The organism is Faecalicatena orotica, from assembly GCF_905197545.1.
In the GTDB taxonomy this organism is placed as follows: Bacteria; Bacillota; Clostridia; order Lachnospirales; family Lachnospiraceae; genus Faecalicatena_A; species Faecalicatena_A orotica.
The window spans coordinates 794,167-809,694 of sequence record NZ_CAJJZH010000001.1 but is presented as its reverse complement, the minus strand read 5'-3'; the positions used below and the strand labels follow the sequence as shown (position 1 = coordinate 809,694).

The 15,528-nt window shown below is 46.3% G+C and carries 14 protein-coding genes; 2 read left to right on the top strand and 12 right to left on the bottom strand.

Annotation, left to right across the window (positions count from 1 at the left end):
• Positions 1–85: 85 nt before the first annotated feature.
• Together ABIN22_RS03505 and ABIN22_RS03500 are read right to left on the bottom strand one after the other, a co-directional pair.
• Positions 86–685 (bottom strand): recombinase family protein, encoded by a 600-nt coding sequence (locus tag ABIN22_RS03505; RefSeq protein ID WP_109729290.1) that lies wholly within the window; start codon positions 683–685, stop codon positions 86–88.
• Between the two features lie 367 nt (positions 686–1,052).
• Positions 1,053–1,667, bottom strand: a complete 615-nt coding sequence (locus tag ABIN22_RS03500) for a histidine phosphatase family protein (RefSeq protein ID WP_346906595.1) — start codon at positions 1,665–1,667, stop codon at positions 1,053–1,055.
• A gap of 189 nt (positions 1,668–1,856) precedes the next feature.
• Between ABIN22_RS03500 and ABIN22_RS03495 the strand changes: the two genes are divergently transcribed.
• Positions 1,857–2,336 carry an S-ribosylhomocysteine lyase gene (locus ABIN22_RS03495; protein ID WP_118621327.1) on the top strand — a complete coding sequence of 160 codons (480 nt, stop codon included), beginning with the start codon at positions 1,857–1,859 and terminating at the stop codon, positions 2,334–2,336.
• Between the two features lie 65 nt (positions 2,337–2,401).
• On the opposite strand, the gene ABIN22_RS03490 is transcribed toward ABIN22_RS03495, so the two are convergent.
• The gene (locus tag ABIN22_RS03490) at positions 2,402–4,102 is read right to left on the bottom strand and encodes a glycogen debranching protein (protein ID WP_346906593.1); all 1,701 of its coding nucleotides are present in this window, start codon (positions 4,100–4,102) and stop codon (positions 2,402–2,404) included.
• A gap of 23 nt (positions 4,103–4,125) precedes the next feature.
• Entirely contained in the window at positions 4,126–5,133 is a 1,008-nt protein-coding gene (locus ABIN22_RS03485) for a sugar ABC transporter substrate-binding protein (RefSeq protein ID WP_109729294.1), read from the bottom strand.
• Between the two features lie 382 nt (positions 5,134–5,515).
• On the opposite strand from ABIN22_RS03485, the gene ABIN22_RS03480 reads away from it, so the two are divergent.
• Positions 5,516–5,830 carry a DUF1292 domain-containing protein gene (locus tag ABIN22_RS03480; RefSeq protein ID WP_109729295.1) on the top strand — a complete coding sequence of 105 codons (315 nt, stop codon included), beginning with the start codon at positions 5,516–5,518 and terminating at the stop codon, positions 5,828–5,830.
• Here ABIN22_RS03480 and ABIN22_RS03475 read toward each other — a convergent pair.
• The 8 genes from ABIN22_RS03475 to ABIN22_RS03440 form a co-directional block, all read right to left on the bottom strand.
• The gene (locus ABIN22_RS03475; protein WP_346906591.1) at positions 5,816–7,648 is read right to left on the bottom strand and encodes an ATP-dependent helicase; all 1,833 of its coding nucleotides are present in this window, start codon (positions 7,646–7,648) and stop codon (positions 5,816–5,818) included. The genes ABIN22_RS03480 and ABIN22_RS03475 overlap by 15 nt on opposite strands.
• A 25-nt stretch (positions 7,649–7,673) precedes the next feature.
• On the bottom strand, positions 7,674–9,128 hold the full coding sequence (gene gltX / locus ABIN22_RS03470; RefSeq protein WP_109729297.1) for a glutamate--tRNA ligase: 1,455 nt from the start codon (positions 9,126–9,128) through the stop codon (positions 7,674–7,676).
• 24 nt (positions 9,129–9,152) lie between these two features.
• On the bottom strand, positions 9,153–9,878 hold the full coding sequence (locus ABIN22_RS03465; protein WP_109729824.1) for an SIR2 family NAD-dependent protein deacylase: 726 nt from the start codon (positions 9,876–9,878) through the stop codon (positions 9,153–9,155).
• 126 nt (positions 9,879–10,004) lie between these two features.
• Positions 10,005–10,451, bottom strand: a complete 447-nt coding sequence (locus tag ABIN22_RS03460; RefSeq protein ID WP_109729298.1) for a threonine/serine exporter family protein — start codon at positions 10,449–10,451, stop codon at positions 10,005–10,007.
• Positions 10,448–11,203: a threonine/serine exporter family protein gene (locus tag ABIN22_RS03455; RefSeq protein ID WP_346906589.1), complete on the bottom strand. Its 756-nt coding sequence runs from the start codon at positions 11,201–11,203 to the stop codon at positions 10,448–10,450. The genes ABIN22_RS03460 and ABIN22_RS03455 overlap by 4 nt, the downstream gene beginning before the upstream one ends.
• A gap of 184 nt (positions 11,204–11,387) precedes the next feature.
• On the bottom strand, positions 11,388–12,599 hold the full coding sequence (locus tag ABIN22_RS03450; RefSeq protein ID WP_346906587.1) for a leucine-rich repeat protein: 1,212 nt from the start codon (positions 12,597–12,599) through the stop codon (positions 11,388–11,390).
• Between the two features lie 271 nt (positions 12,600–12,870).
• Entirely contained in the window at positions 12,871–14,853 is a 1,983-nt protein-coding gene (locus ABIN22_RS03445; protein WP_346906585.1) for a DUF2207 family protein, read from the bottom strand.
• A 24-nt stretch (positions 14,854–14,877) separates the two neighbouring features.
• Positions 14,878–15,429, bottom strand: coding sequence for a LemA family protein (locus ABIN22_RS03440; protein WP_182440754.1), 552 nt, complete (start codon positions 15,427–15,429; stop codon positions 14,878–14,880).
• Positions 15,430–15,528 lie beyond the last annotated feature (99 nt).

Sequence of the window (15,528 nt, the reverse complement as noted above, 5' to 3'; positions counted from 1 at the left end):
ATCACCAGATGCATACCAACTATTATTATATTATCAACAATGCAGAATAAAGTCTACCTTTTTCTGCATTATTTTTACCATATTTTTACATCTCTTCTTTTTGGCTGCACCATTTTTTAAAAGTTTTAAAATCTACATTCAGCCTTCTGGATGCCTCTCTGGCGCTGATTTCCTGCCGTTTCCACTCCCAGTATACATTTTCGAATGTTTTGGGAATCTTAAGGGACTCTCTCCCAAAATGTACGCCCCTTGCTTTTGCCACTGCAATTCCCTCCGCCTGTCTCTGCCTGATGCTCTCGCGTTCGCTCTGCGCTACAAAAGACAAAAGCTGCAGTACAATATCAGCAATCAGTGTACCTACCAGATCTTTCCCCTTCCTTGTGTCCAGAAGCGGCATATCAATTACTACAATGTCTGCTCCTATTTCCTTCGTTATGTACCTCCACTGCTCTATTATATCCTCATAATTTCTTCCCAGGCGGTCGATGGATTTTACGTACAGGACATCGTCCCGTCTGATATTTCTGAGAAGTCTTTTATATTCGGGTCTGTCGAAATCTTTTCCGGATATCTTTTCCACGTAAAGATTTTTTTCCGGTATCTTCAGATGCTCCATTGCAACCAACTGTCGTTCTACATTCTGGTCTTTAGAAGATACCCTCACATAACCAAAGCATTTGTGCATTCCTTTCCCTCCTTTTACGACACAACTATTATCGCACATTTATGCGGCAGTACCCGCTGGTATATTTTACCAGTTTTCGAACTAAAAAGTAAAACAAAAGTAACTATAATATTATATATAATACATAGAAACATTTTTCGTAATCATTCACAATCTCATAATCTAAAAGATTCATAAAACACCGGACAAAAAAGAAGTGCCCATAAGAGGTACTGCCGGTATACTGCGAAAAGCCTGAATCTTTTCGCAGTATACCGGCATGAAAACTGATTCCATAACTATCAATTTTCACCTCTTCTGAACACTTCTCCTGACAAAAACAGTTCTATCATCTATATATGCACTCACTGTGCAGCTCAAACAAGCTCTAATAAAATACTTTGTCTTCTTCCAGAATTTCCGGCTTACCGTCCCTTACTTCTACAATGGTAACAGCACAGTTCTTCGGAACGCCATTTATCCAGAATCTGGATATATCGGTTTCCCCTTTGATGCAGTTTAACATGGCCGTCAGGGACGCACCATGAGTCGAGATAAGGATTGTTTTGTCAGTAAATTCTTCCCTATTGTATAATTCCTCCAGAAATTCCTGAACCCTTTTTTCCACTTCGGGTATGGACTCTCCGCCTTTTGGTACTTTATAACCGGCCGTGTCCGTAAAGAATTTATTGAATTCATCACTGTCCGGATCCCGGTTTTCCCCTCTGCAGCGCATCCCCTCACAGACTCCGAACCCCATTTCCTGAATCCTTGGTTCGTCATATAGAGGAACTGTCCTGCCGGAAAGTATGATCCGGGCAGTCTCACGGGCACGGGTCAGAGGGCTTGTGTAGGCTGCATCGAAGGTTACATCCTTCAGTCCCTCTGCCGTCTGTTTTGCCAGATGCCTGCCATAGTTGTTCAGGGGGATGTCCGAATGTCCCTGTACTTTTCCTAATTTATTCCACGCCGTCTCACCATGACGAACTAAATATAATCTCATGCCATACCTCCTGATTTATGTCTATATGTATCTGTATAGTATAAACATTCCTGTTCCTGCCGTCAAGTTACTGCGCAGGCTGTACCCTGCCCCTAATTTGTGCTTGTCTTCTTCCTCTACACCCGCTATAATAATTTTTAAGATATTGAAGCCATACTGGATTTCATATAATTTCAAGGAGGAACTATCATGGAAAAGATAACAAGCTTCACCATAGATCATTTAAAATTAATTCCCGGACTCTATGTTTCACGAAAGGATTTCATAAACGAGCATCCTGTCACCACCTTCGACATACGTATGACGAATCCAAATGAGGAACCCGTCATGAATACAGCCGAAGTACACACGATTGAACACCTCGGTGCTACTTTTTTAAGGAACCATCCTGCATACGGGAACAAAGTCCTCTATTTCGGCCCAATGGGCTGCCGTACCGGATTCTATCTGCTTCTGGGAGGCAGTTATGACTCAGCCGATATCGTTCCCCTTATGCAGGAAATGTTCAGCTTTATATCCACTTTTGAAGGAGAAGTCCCCGGGGCTTCTGCGAAAGACTGCGGGAATTACCTCGATATGAATCTGCCGATGGCCAGATACCTGGCAAAAAAATATCTGAATGAAGTACTCATAGACATACAGGATACACAGATGTACTATCCCGGATAACTATGAAAACAAAAAAGGGAACTGCCAGCCGCAGTTCCTTTTTCTGTTATATGCTGTCATACTTCTTATTTCCCGATCAGCAGTACGATGCTTCTTTCCTTTAGCTCAATCATCTTCTGATTTTCAAGCGGAATACTACTCTTTTCTACTCCCAGCCTTGTCTCTGTCACCCGATACCACTTTTTCTTCTTTCCCAGCGTCGGCAGGGCAAAGGAATGCTTTTCCCAGTGCATATTGTATGCAATGAAGCAGTCATCGTCTTTTAGTCCGCTGCCACTGTATAGAATTCCGAGCTGGCGGCTTGCAATCTCCGCCGGAATCTGCCATGCATTCTCTCCGTGGTAAGATACGTCCGGCGTTCCGCATGCGGTCTGGTCCAGACCCAGAAGAAGGTCCGCACGATGGAGCACAGGATGTGATTTTCTCAATGCAATCAGTTCCTTCACATACTGGAACAAGTCATCGCTGGTCTTTTTCTTACTCCAGTTGAGCCAGGACAATTCATTGTCCTGACAATACACATTATTGTTCCCTTTCTGTGTATTCCCAAATTCATCTCCCGCCAGCAGGCACGGCGTTCCCTGGGCCATCAGCAGCAGGAAAAATGCGTTCCGTATCTGGTTCCTCCTAAGTTCCACCACTGCTTTTTTGCGGCTCGGGCCTTCCACTCCGCAGTTCCAGCTGTAATTGTAATCCGGGCCGTCCTGATTGCGTTCCCCGTTAGCCTCATTATGTTTTCCGTCATAGGATACGAGGTCAAACATGGTAAACCCTGTATGTGTCGTGATGTAATTGCAGCAGCCATCTTCTTTTGTGTTATGGCGCAGCGCCCAAATAACGTCATTTACCATGCCTTCGTCCCCCTTCAGGAAACGGCGCATGATGTTCTGGAAGGCATCCTCTTTTTTCATGATTTTGACGCCCTTTAAAAGAGGGTCGCCGACAAGCATATCCCACGGTACAGTATATGGATTCACTACAAAACCATCAACATGATATTCCACAGTATAGTATCTGAGGCACTCCCATGCTGTCTGCGGAAGAATCCCGGCCGCAAAAGGCATCTCCAGAACGACTTCTATGCCGGCTTTGTGATATTGCTTTACCATCTCCTTCAGTTCAAGACAGGGGTTCCCTGATGCACTGTAGGCCGCCTTAGGGGCGAAGTAATATCCGGGTCCGTATCCCCAGTAATTCTGGTATTTTCCCGTGTACTCCTCGAACTCATAAACAGGCATACACTGGATCTGGTTGATCCCCAGTTCTTTCAGATAGGGAATCTTCCCGGCAGCGCCCAGAAAAGTTCCTTTATGTTTTACATGGGAGGAACTGTGCATCGTGAAGCCCCTGACATGCAGACTATACGCAATCACTTCATGGTAAGGGATCTTCAACTGGGAGTCTCCCTCCCAGTCAAAGGAACCCGTGCTGATCTTCCCGCGTATCTGGTGGGACTCGAGGTCTGCCTTCTCTCCAAATGCATGCTGTCCCGTGATTTCCCTGACGAACGGGTCTATACTCACCCGTCCGCCAATTCTGTAATTATATTCATACTTATCCGGCTCCAGCCCTTCTACTGCCAGAAACCGGACCTCACCCACAGCCTTTTCTTCTGGCATGGAGAATACCTGCCCGGGGACCTGTCCGCCCTTTTCGTACAACATAAGTTCACAAGCGGCTCCCGCGGGCACCGCCACTGCAAAATTCACCCTGTCTTTTACGATCCTTACTCCCAGTGGATATGGAACTCCCTGCACTTCTCTCATATTCTCTAGGTCCTCTCTTCCTTTTACTGCCAGCCGTCGGTGCCGTACATCTCTACATTTTCCTTATTGATAAAGAACGTCTCTTCATATGTCTCTCTCTCGTAATCATCGTCGTCCAGAATTGCAATTCCTACCTCGACAGCTTTCTTCCCTATATTGATCGGTGACTGGGCCCCTGTCCCTTCCATTAAAGTCCCCGGTTTCGATAACTCACTTTTCACTCCGGGTGAACCATCCACGCCGTATACGAGAACATCTTTCCTGCCGGCCTCTTCAAGCGCCTCGACTGCCCCAAGCGCCACCTGGTCATTCCCGCACATAACAGCATCAATCTTCGGATTGTCGGTCAGAATTCTCTTCATCTCTTCCTTTGCCGTATCTTTTTTCCCTTTTACATCTGCTCTCGCAAGCACTTCAAAGCCCGCATTCGTAATCGCACTCTCAAATCCCGTAATTCTCTCATTGATAGAATTCATGGAAGGGCATTCCAGTATGACAATCTTTCCTCCGTCAGGACGGTGTTTTACAAGATCCTCCCCGCACAGATAACCTGCGTTCTTATTGTCCGAACCTACATAGGCCGTAATCAGGCCGGTTTCCTTTACCTGTGTATCGATATTGATTACCGGGATATCCGCTTCTTTCAACGCCTCCAGAGCCGGTGTGATCTTCTCCCAGTCAACCGGGCATAAAAACACGGCATCCACGCCTTCTTCTATCATTTCCTGAATCTGCTGTATCTGAAGCTCCACATCTGAACCCGGGTCCTTTGTAACCAAATGGTATTCCTTTTCATTCAGAGATGTCTCTATAGACTTCTTAAGGGTATCGAAATAAGGATTGCCCATATCTATACAGCTATAGCCGAAGGTATAGCCGTCGTACACTTCCTCTTCTTCCTCGCCGCCATCCTCATTCTCTGTTTCCTGTACCGCATTATCTTCAGGCGTACCTACATTTTTCTTGCAGCCCGCGAGCATCATGGATGCTGTCAGAACTACAAGGAGTACGCTCAGTATTTTCTTTTTCATCTGTTAACCTCCTACATGTTTCTGAATCTGTCAATCACCTGCTTCTTCCATTCTACCGTTTTTCTCCCCAATGTCAATAGTTACTGTTCACAGGCAAGCCTGTAAACAGTAACGCGCCTGCTCATTTAAAGTCGCCTGCGGCGAGGAGCAGGCTTATTGGCTACTTTACGTTCTTCCTCCCAGCCTATCAGCGTAGTGATAGGCTGGGGAGTGAGCAGTAACTGTCAATAGCAACAACTGCCATCCCGTGTATGTTTCCCCTTGCTTTTTACTCTTCTTTTTGTTAGAGTTAAGGTATATCCAAGGGCCGCATCAATCTGCACCCGCGGAAGGATCTGCCGATAAAACTGCAGAATAAGCCAACCAATAAAGGAGATCATCTATGAACGAAGAAAACGAATCACTCACCGTAACATTAACACTCGACAACAATGAAGAACTTGAGTGCGCTGTACTCACAATCTATGAAGTGGACGGACAGGAATATATTGCCCTGCTCCCCCTGGATGAGGAAGGCAGCAATGAGGAAGGACAAGTCTTCCTTTATCGCTTCTCTGAAAAGACACCGGGTGAACCGGAGCTCGAGAACATCGAAGATGATGATGAATACGAACGTGCTGCTGATAAGTTCGATGAGTGGCTGGATACTCAGGAATTTGAAGACCTGGATCTGGATGACGACTCAGACGAGGAATAACTCATCAACAAAACGGGAAGGGGATGTCTCCTTTCCGTTTTTTGTTTTAACATACACGATTTTAAGCAGTTCCTTTGCTCTGGTCATTGCTACATAAAAAAGCCGTCTTTCCTCCTCAATCCCCTGTTCTTTCAGCGCCTTTTTATAGGGTACCTGACCCTCGTTGGCCTCGATAATGTAAACCGTGTCGAATTCCAGCCCCTTTGCCGCGTGCATCGTCATCAGGCGGACGCCTTCATGATTCAGTTCTTTTTTCTTCTCCCTGAGCTTCAGAGTATTGGTATACTCTTCAACATGCGTAAACCACTCTTCCAGCGTCGCATATGGGCGGGCAGCCTCTTCCAGCTCCGCCATTACCTCGAACAGGTCGCCTGCATTGATTTTTCTTTCCTTTGCATATTCTCTCAGAAAATCGTCATATCCAATCCGTTTCCTCAGATATTGGATAGCCGCGTAGGGAGCCATTTTCACAAGCATTTTCAAGTCCCACTCAAATTGGTCTACCCTGTCCTGCATCCATTCTTTATCACAGTAGAATCTTCTTAAATCTTCGAAGGAAACATTCCTCCCGGACAGGCTGTCCCTGCCAATATACCGCTTCGGCCGGTTCATGATCTGCAGGAAATCCTGTCTTTCACGGCTTCCGAGCGCCATTTTAAAATATGTCCGGATATCCTTTGCAATAAAATGATTATAAATGTTCGGCATATGCTCCCTCATTTGAAACGGAATCTGACGCTCTAAAAGGCCTTCCACAAGCGGCCTTGCATCTGTATGGATGCGGAACAAAACTGCAATCTCCTCCGGTTTTACCCCTGACCTGATTCGTTCCTGTATTTCATCCAGAATATATGAGCCTTCCTCAACCGGATCCCGCACCTCCTGTACATGGAGACTCGCCCCTGCCTGTTTATCCGCCCGGATTGCCTTGTCAAAACGTACTTCGTTATGTCCGATCACCTTCAGGGCGTTTTCCACAATATTCGATGTGGAACGGTAATTGATATTCAGAAGGATCTGCTTTGCACCCGGAAAATCTTTCTTAAACTGGAACATCAGCTTTGCATCCGCACCCCGGAATCCGTAAATGGACTGATCGTCGTCTCCGACCGCAAACAGATTATTTTGAGGGGCTGAAAGCATTTTAATCACGTCATACTGTACTTGGTTAATATCCTGGAATTCATCTATTAGAATATACTGAAACTTTTCCTGCCACATTTTCAGGATATCCGCCCTGGCACTGAATAATTCATAGCAGAGAACAAGCATATCGTCAAAATCTATTTTTCTTTCTTTTTTACGCTCCTCTTCGTACTGCCGGTAGATATCCCGGAATGCACCGGCATTACATTTTGTTGATTTATATGTCTCTATATCTAGCCTGTTATTCTTTATCTTCCCGATTTCCGTTGCAATCTCCTGCAGGAAATCTTCTTCATCAAAAATCTCTATATCCTCCTGCTGGTTCACGACATGGCGGATCAGCTGGTATTTTTCTTCCTCTGATAAAATATTCTGAGGCCCGAACCTGTAGGCCCATTTCAGAATTCCATAGTATATTCCGTGGAACGTGCCAACAGTGACAGGAAGTTTCTTACTTCCCATCAGATTTATAAAGCGGTTCTTCATCTCCGTGGCCGCATACTTAGTAAAAGTAATGACCAGAATTTCTTCTGGCCTTACTTTTTGTTCTTCAATCAGATATTTCATTCGGTTCACAATTGTCAGGGTTTTCCCGGAACCGGGACCCGCCAGTACGAGACATGGGCCTTTCCCATGAGTGACTGCCTCTGTTTGAGCCTTACTGAAACTCATATATACCTCTTTCCCAGTCATTTGTTCAGCTTAACTTCTCAATCGCAGTTTTAATCCTGCTTATAGATTCTTCTTTTCCGAGAATCTCCATGATCTCCGTGGCACCTCCGGGTGTGTTCTGTTTTCCTGAAACAGCGGTTCTGACCGGCCACATAACATAACCGTTCTTACAGCCCTTCTCTGCCACGTACCCTTTCAGCGTTTCGAACAGGGCATCATTACTGTAATCTTCCTGGGCCTCCAGAAGCGGAAGCAGTTCTTTCAGTACTTCTAATGATGTCTCCTCATTCGTCTTCATTTTCTTATGGGTGTACATTGCCGTATCATACTCCGGAAGTTCTTCAAAGAAATCGATCTGCCCGGTAATGTCCGGGAATACCTCGATCCTTGACTTTACAAGTCCGGCAATCTTCTTTAGGTCATAGTCCTTCTTAATGACTTCTTTTATATATGGCTCTGCCATCTCATAGAACCGGTCAAAGTCCATTGCCTTTATATATTCCCCGTTCATCCACTTTAACTTTACGGTGTCAAATACAGCCGGTGACTTATTCATATGGCGGTAGTCAAAAGCTTCCACCAACTCCTGCAGGGTGAAAATCTCCCTCGTATCCGCCGGGCTCCAGCCTAAAAGTGCTACGAAGTTTACAACGGCTTCCGAAACAAATCCCTGCTCGATCAGGTCCTCATAAGAAGAATGCCCGCATCGTTTGCTCAGCTTCTTATGGTTCTCATCTGTAATCAGGGGACAGTGTACATAAACAGGGACTTCCCATCCGAATGCCTCATACAGGCGGTTGTACTTCGGTGCAGAGGAAAGATATTCATTTCCCCTTACTACATGGGTGATCTCCATCAAATGGTCATCGATTACATTTGCAAAATTATAGGTCGGGAACCCGTCTGATTTGATCAGGATCATATCATCGAGTTCTGCATTCGGAACTGTAATATCCCCGTATATCTCATCCTGGAAAGTTGTCGTGCCTTCATTTGGTACGTTCAGACGGATGACCCACGGTGTCCCTTCTGCCAGCTTTGCCTCCACCTCTTCTTTGGAAAGCCCGAGGCAGTGCTTGTCGTATACGACAATATCTGTCCCGTCTTCAGATACGGAAGTCTTTAAAGACTCCAGCCTTTCTTTATCACAAAAGCAATAGTAAGCATCCCCCTGTTCCACCAGCTGTTTTGCATACTTCAGGTATAGTCCGGAAGCATTTCTTTCGCTCTGCACATATGGGCCGTATCCGCGGTCTTTGTCAGGTCCCTCGTCATGAATCAGGCCTGTTTTTTCCAGTGTCCGGTATATGATCTCGAGAGCTCCTTCCACAAAGCGCTCCTGATCTGTATCTTCCACACGGAGGATAAAATCGCCCCCCTCATGCTTTGCAATCAGATATGCGTATAACGCCGTCCTTAAATTTCCTACATGCATCCTCCCTGTCGGACTTGGTGCGAACCTTGTTCTTACTTTACTCATGTCATTTTCTCCATTTTCTGTTTCTTATTTTGAATTTATCTGGTATGTCTTTACCAGTTTTTCAAGTGCATCATCGACTCTGCTGTATATCACTACATCTGCCAGCTTATCTGAATAATGCTCCTGATTTGTAATAAGGATCAGCTTCTCCCCATTGTAATACTGAATCAGCTGATGGCACAGTGCTGCGTGCAGGCTCGTTCCCAGAACAAGCAGCACATCTGCCTTCTGAATCTCTTCGGCAGCTTTCGTCACAATGCCATTATCTACCATCTCCCCGAACAATGTGATCTTCGGGCGGATTGTATTCTCACATTTTTCACAAAGGGGGATCCCCTTTGCATTCTTCATGTACTCTATCGGATATTCCTTCCTGCAGTGGGGGCAGAAGTTATCATACACGGAACCGTGCAGGTTGACCACGTTTTTACAGCCCGCCCTCTCTAAAAGTCCAAATATGCGTTTGGTAATTGAACATTGTATCAGGCCGTACCCTTCCAGTTTCTGGAGGTTCATAAATCCCTTTCCCGGCGGTATCTCTGTCTGCGCAAGAACCTCATTTTTGTAAAATTCAAAAAAAAGTTCCTTCCTGGTTGCATAAAAGGCACTGCTCATGATCTCCTCCACAGAATAACCGTACTTCTGCTCGATATCATATGACACAGCCCCGTCCCTCAATCCGGGATATCCATTCTCCAAAAGCATCTCAATCCCGCTCATCGCAACAGTATACTGACTCTCTTTCAGCATTTGTAAAATATTAGCGCCCGGCATACTCATCCCGCCTTCCTATTCCTTACACATTTGCCGCAGGTTTCATTGTTAAAATCATTATAAATCAAGTCCCACGATTGTTCAACATTTCAATTCACATTCCTAATGTGTATCTTTCGGAACCGTTTTTTTTAAGTGCACCTTAAACAAGGTGTCCATAATAAATACGGCAAGTGAGATAACCCCCGCAATTTCCAGTGTCTGTGTCAGGTAATAACTGCACTGTGCACTGTCATTGGCTATCAGATAATAAACAATCCGGTACATACCGGCACCGGGAACGGTCGGCAGAATACCCGCTATCAAAAATATGGTCACCGGGGCTTTAAATACTCTGGCAAAGATGTGCGAGGTCAGTGCGATTGCAAGTGCCGAAAAGAAAGATGCCAGTACGGCATCCACGTGGCACTGCACACTGAACAGATAGACAAAACCGCCGATCGCACCTACGATCCCATCGTGCAGCATGTACTTCTTCGGTGTCTCCAGCAATACCGCGAATGCAGCCACGGCCACAAAACATCCCGCCACCCCGAATACCAGCATCATATCAGCCCACCTCCCCGGAAGAATACGCCTGCCAGTGCAATGCCCGCACCGACGCCAAGTGCAACTGAGGCCGCAATCAGGAATGCCTCCAGTATTCTGGCCCCTCCGGAAATATAATCCCCCTGAAGTGTATCCCGCACCGCATTCGTAATTGCCACACCGGGAACCAGGGGCATGATCGAACTCATAATGATAATATTATCATTCACAGACGGTATGACCTGTTTCAGTGAAATAGCAGCCAGTGCTATCGCAAAGGAAGACAGCATGTCCAGAATGAAACCATTGATCCCCAGCCGTTTTCCAATGGTATGCGTCAGGGCAAGCACCGTACCGGTCAGGACTGCCGCCCCTACTTCGGTAATCCCTCCGCCAAACAATGGTGCAAATCCGGTGGCTGCAAGGATTGTTGCCAGATTATAGATCCATGTGCGGTGCTGTTTCCCGCCGGCCTTTTTCAGTCTCTCATAGGATTCTTCCAGCGTCAGCCCGCCGGAACAGTACTTTCTGGATATATCATTTACTTCCATGATGCAGTTCAGGTTCGTCCCGCGTTCCTGCACACGCTTCGTGGCAGTGATCGGCTCCATGTCCGGGCCCCCTAATGTCGCCACAAGACCTGTCATCATCACAGTAGCCTCCACCGTCTGTGTGCCCGCGGTACGAAGGATATGGTTCATCGTATCTTCCACACGGTACGTCTCGGCTCCGCTGCACAACATCAGTTCCCCCGCCAGGACCGCTGTATTCATAACAAGTTTATAATCCATATTTATATGTCCTGCCTTTTCAATCCACTTATGCCGGGAATCTGGTATTCCCCAGAGCGTGTTTGATAAATCATGTATACGGCTGATTTATCAAACACGCTCTAATCCCCGGCTGTATAAATACTTAAACATTTTAACACAAATACATTACTTGTGAAACCCCCGATTACTTTAACTGTACAGTTACCTGAAAACCGGAGAAGATTTCCTGAAACTCTTCGAAATAATCTGGAGGAGCAGAAATCACTAAACCACTGCCTCCACTTTCACCAAATGCCATGCTGCCCACTTCCGGCGGCAGACTTTTGATCATGACCAGCTTTGACAGATTCGTATTAGCAAAAGCGTAATCAGCAATACGCGTTACAGAGGATGGAAGTTCATAGGTCCCGATTCTGCCGCTTGGAAATGAAACGATTGTTGTCATATCCTTATCAAACAGCACCCCGTCTACTTGCGTATAAACTGGGTTTCCATCTCCCGTCCATATACAGAACAGCTCCGGTAGTCCGCTCAGTGCACCGTCTTCAATATAAGTTATATTATCCGGAATCTCAATATCAGTGATTCCCTCCCCGGCGTTATCAAATGCACCACTCACTATCCCCGTACAGCCTTCAGCAGGAAGGACTAAGTAACCGTCATCAATCTGGGCCTCCTCCGGTATAAAGCGGCAGAGCAGTCCCTCCTCATTAATTTCGAATCCTGCCGCTGCATTCACAGTTCCGTCTGAAGGAGTGTCCGGTGCAGTTCCATCATTCGGCACATCCGTGCCAGAGCCTTCGTCCGGTACATCGGGCGGCACAATTTCCGGCGTGTCGGGCAGAACCGTTTCCGGTATATCAGGCACCACATTCTCCGGTGTGTCAGGCAGTACTGTTTCTGGTGTACCGGGTACCACATTCTCTGGTGTACCGGATACCACATTCTCCGGTGTGCCGGGTATCACAATCTCCGGCGGGTCCGGAGTGAAAGGGTACTTTCCATATGTATTTTCACCTGCTGCATGGTGATCCATCGCTATATCCGGTCCGGAATACAAATTTCCCGTCAGATTCATACCACTTTCATCCGGCAGAACGACTGCCGGCCCGATATACATATTCGCATTCTTTAGCCTTACAGCACCGGCCTCCATATTTTTCCACGGGAATTTAACACTATCCGGCCACTGTGTCAGAATCTTTGCCGGATCCCATCCATTAATGTTTCCTGCTATCGGCTGGTATGGATTCTTTGTCATTTCTTCCATCATCTTTGTATCTGCTGACGCAATTTCTGCATAATTCAACTCCGGCAGTTCATATGCCGTCCCCGTCAGAATTATCATCGCCAGCGTGGCACCCAACGCCGAAAACATTCTTCTTTTACTTAACATGTTTCTTGTAATTTTACCGCAATATTCCATAATCCCTCACCTGTACCTTCTATAATTTTCCAAACACCACAATTACTGATTTTACAAAAGAAACGGCAGCGCTGCAACTATTATGCAACATTTCTTTGCTTTTTTGCAGAAACATGCTGCTGTACATACCATTCTGGTGTGCACAGCAGCTGAAACATCACGATTTTACACAAGAAAAAGGAATGCTGCAAGCTTTTACAGCATTCCTTTACGCTTTTTTAATATACCCCGGGCACTCCTGTTACCAGCTCCCGCCGCCTCCGCCGCCGAAACCGCCTCCGGAAAATCCGCCCCCTGAGAAGCCGCCTCCCGTAAAACCTCCGCCTCCGTGACCTGTTCCCGAGGTCACAGAAGGCTGAGGCACGGTCAGGGTCGACGCTGTTTTGTTCAGGCCGCTTATCATCAGCCTGTTAAACATATAATAGTCGAAGAATGTATAGCTGTGATATGGTGTATACCACTGTGGTGCAGCCAGAGACAAATTCTTCAGCTTTTTTGCAAACACGTCCGAGAGACCGAACACATATGCATACGGTATCACGTGGTAAAACCATTGAGGATCGGTCTTTGCCAGTTCATTCATCCGGTCCAGTTCTGCCGTCTCTATGAAATCTCTCAGACCTGCAATGCGTCCCATCCACTCGGCACACTTGGGAGTCCTGCTCTTCATAAAACCTGTCATGCCGATCGATGCGCCAGTCATGACAAGCACTGGAATCAGGACCCAGATATAATCAAACACCTCTCTCTGGATCACCCGCATGATATAACTGCCTGTATAGACTGCCGTAGAGAGAAAACAGATTCCGAGTGTAACAGCAGCCGTCCCTTTTCGTGACACATTCGCTTTTGCATACCAGTCATCAATATTGGAACAGAAGATCAGCATGCCGGCCAGCAGCACAGCCCACAGGACCACCTGCAGGATCCCCCTGCCTATACTTGTATAAGAATAAATACTGGTAACCGCCATAAACCATGCAAGTGGCAGCGTACATAAAACCTTCGAAACCACGCGGGAAATCTTTGACCCGCGGGTATACAGCATATCATTTCCACCGCTCTTGAAGTAATTCTTCAGTTGTGTCTTTGCCATGTCCAAAGTTCCCCTGAACTTGTACTGAAGTTCTGAGATTTTACGTTCCGCCCCCCGCTCAAATAGTTTTCGGAAGACCGTATGCTGGTAATTCGGTGCATCTGCCGGAAGCTCTGAGAGCTTATACAGACACAGTTCATGGTCCGCCATTTCTTCGATCCGCACATACCCTTTATCCGCCCAGTAGATAATCAGGGAAAGAACATCCTTGTCTTCCACGCTTCCGTCAATAATATATCCGACCGCGGCACTGTCTAATCCTTCCGGGGGCTGGTACTGGACCGATGTAATAATCGGTTCGTCTTTTCCAAATTTTAAAAACAGGATCAGTATCAGCAGGAATACTGCGATCCCCGGCAGGAACAAAAGCCATCTTAAAAATGACAGACTGTTCGTCCCTGTAAAATAGCCTTTTTCCACGGGGGCATAAAAAGTAATTCCTTCCCCAATTCTCAGGTCCGTCTTTAATATACCGGTTACCGTATTACCATCCCAGGTTAATTTCAGAATCTCCTTTGCATTCTCGATTCCCCCGTAACTACCATAGTAAAAGCGAAGCTTGCTATGATCTATTTCCTTCGGAAATGTGATACTAAATCGACTCCCCGCCGGAATCCTGTTCTGCCACTGGCCGGGCATGACATTGTATGTTGTCTCATAATAATCCTCTGTCTGTACCCTTGGGATGACTGTATAGGAAATCTTATACTCTTCCTGTGATGCTGCAAAGGCATCTGCATCCCCGAGACGCAGGACCTTGCTGCCATTTTCTGATGTCACATCCAGACCGGAGTCTGAATGAATGTCCGTAATTTTCGCATGATACGGAACCGGCCTCAGCTTTGCATTCTCATCAAGGGAATAGATAACTCCCTTGTACGGGATATGGCGGTAAATCCCATGCCTTGCATCCAGAAAATCCACGCCGATATGTTCCGTCACCTCATAGGACCGGTCTTCCCTGACAACAACGTCTGTATTAAAATACCGGGTATTCATGGCCGTATCCTGTTCTACCCCTGCCGTGGTCGTTGTCCTCTTCTCCACAGCCCCGGAGCCGAATGTCAAAAGCAGCCAGATCCCGCCCCAGACCAGAAATGAAACCGCTCTACCGCTCATCCTCTTCATATGCATATCCCCCTGACAGCGCTGTTAAAATGATACCTTTACATTTTCTCTCTGGCCAGCCGTTTCCACCTCGTACAGAGGTTTTCTCCTGAACCCGAAAATGCCTGCCAGAATATTGCCCGGGAACATCTCGATCTTCGTATTAAAACGGTTTACAACACCGTTGTAGTATCTTCTGGATCCCGCAATCTCTTCTTCAATGCGTGAAAGCTGGTCCTGAAGCTGAATGAAGTTCTGGTTTGCCTTCAGGTCCGGATAAGCTTCTGATAATGCAAATAGAGACTTCAATGTATTACTCAGAATATTATCATTTTCAATCCGCTCCTTGGCAGTCGATGCATTCATCGCTGCATTCCGCGCGGAAATGACCTTCTCCAGAGTCTCAGACTCATGCTTTGCATAACCTTTGACAGTCTCCACATAATTAGGGATCAGGTCATACCTTTTTTTCAAAGATACGTCCATTGCCGAAAATGCCTCTTCCGCTTTGTTCCTCAATTTGACAAAACCGTTATAGGAACTGATAAGCCAGATCACAAGAATCACTACAACTGCGAGAATAATCCATAATGCCATAATTACTGCCTCCTTCGGGTCTTCCCCAATACATCATCTGTCTGCATATACGCTTGTTATTTCTTTCTGTCATTGTATCGCAATCCATACACCGATGCA

Bases quoted from the DNA above. Each gene is read 5' to 3' on its own strand.
- ABIN22_RS03505 (WP_109729290.1), bottom strand. From the start codon at position 685: ATGCACAAATGCTTTGGTTATGTGAGGGTATCTTCTAAAGACCAGAAT.
- ABIN22_RS03500 (WP_346906595.1), bottom strand. From the start codon at position 1,667: ATGAGATTATATTTAGTTCGTCATGGTGAGACGGCGTGGAATAAATTA.
- ABIN22_RS03495 (WP_118621327.1), top strand. From the start codon at position 1,857: ATGGAAAAGATAACAAGCTTCACCATAGATCATTTAAAATTAATTCCC.
- ABIN22_RS03490 (WP_346906593.1), bottom strand. From the start codon at position 4,102: ATGAGAGAAGTGCAGGGAGTTCCATATCCACTGGGAGTAAGGATCGTA.
- ABIN22_RS03485 (WP_109729294.1), bottom strand. From the start codon at position 5,133: ATGAAAAAGAAAATACTGAGCGTACTCCTTGTAGTTCTGACAGCATCC.
- ABIN22_RS03480 (WP_109729295.1), top strand. From the start codon at position 5,516: ATGAACGAAGAAAACGAATCACTCACCGTAACATTAACACTCGACAAC.
- ABIN22_RS03475 (WP_346906591.1), bottom strand. From the start codon at position 7,648: ATGAGTTTCAGTAAGGCTCAAACAGAGGCAGTCACTCATGGGAAAGGC.
- gltX (WP_109729297.1), bottom strand. From the start codon at position 9,128: ATGAGTAAAGTAAGAACAAGGTTCGCACCAAGTCCGACAGGGAGGATG.
- ABIN22_RS03465 (WP_109729824.1), bottom strand. From the start codon at position 9,878: ATGCTGAAAGAGAGTCAGTATACTGTTGCGATGAGCGGGATTGAGATG.
- ABIN22_RS03460 (WP_109729298.1), bottom strand. From the start codon at position 10,451: ATGATGCTGGTATTCGGGGTGGCGGGATGTTTTGTGGCCGTGGCTGCA.
- ABIN22_RS03455 (WP_346906589.1), bottom strand. From the start codon at position 11,203: ATGAATACAGCGGTCCTGGCGGGGGAACTGATGTTGTGCAGCGGAGCC.
- ABIN22_RS03450 (WP_346906587.1), bottom strand. From the start codon at position 12,599: ATGTTAAGTAAAAGAAGAATGTTTTCGGCGTTGGGTGCCACGCTGGCG.
- ABIN22_RS03445 (WP_346906585.1), bottom strand. From the start codon at position 14,853: ATGAAGAGGATGAGCGGTAGAGCGGTTTCATTTCTGGTCTGGGGCGGG.
- ABIN22_RS03440 (WP_182440754.1), bottom strand. From the start codon at position 15,429: ATGGCATTATGGATTATTCTCGCAGTTGTAGTGATTCTTGTGATCTGG.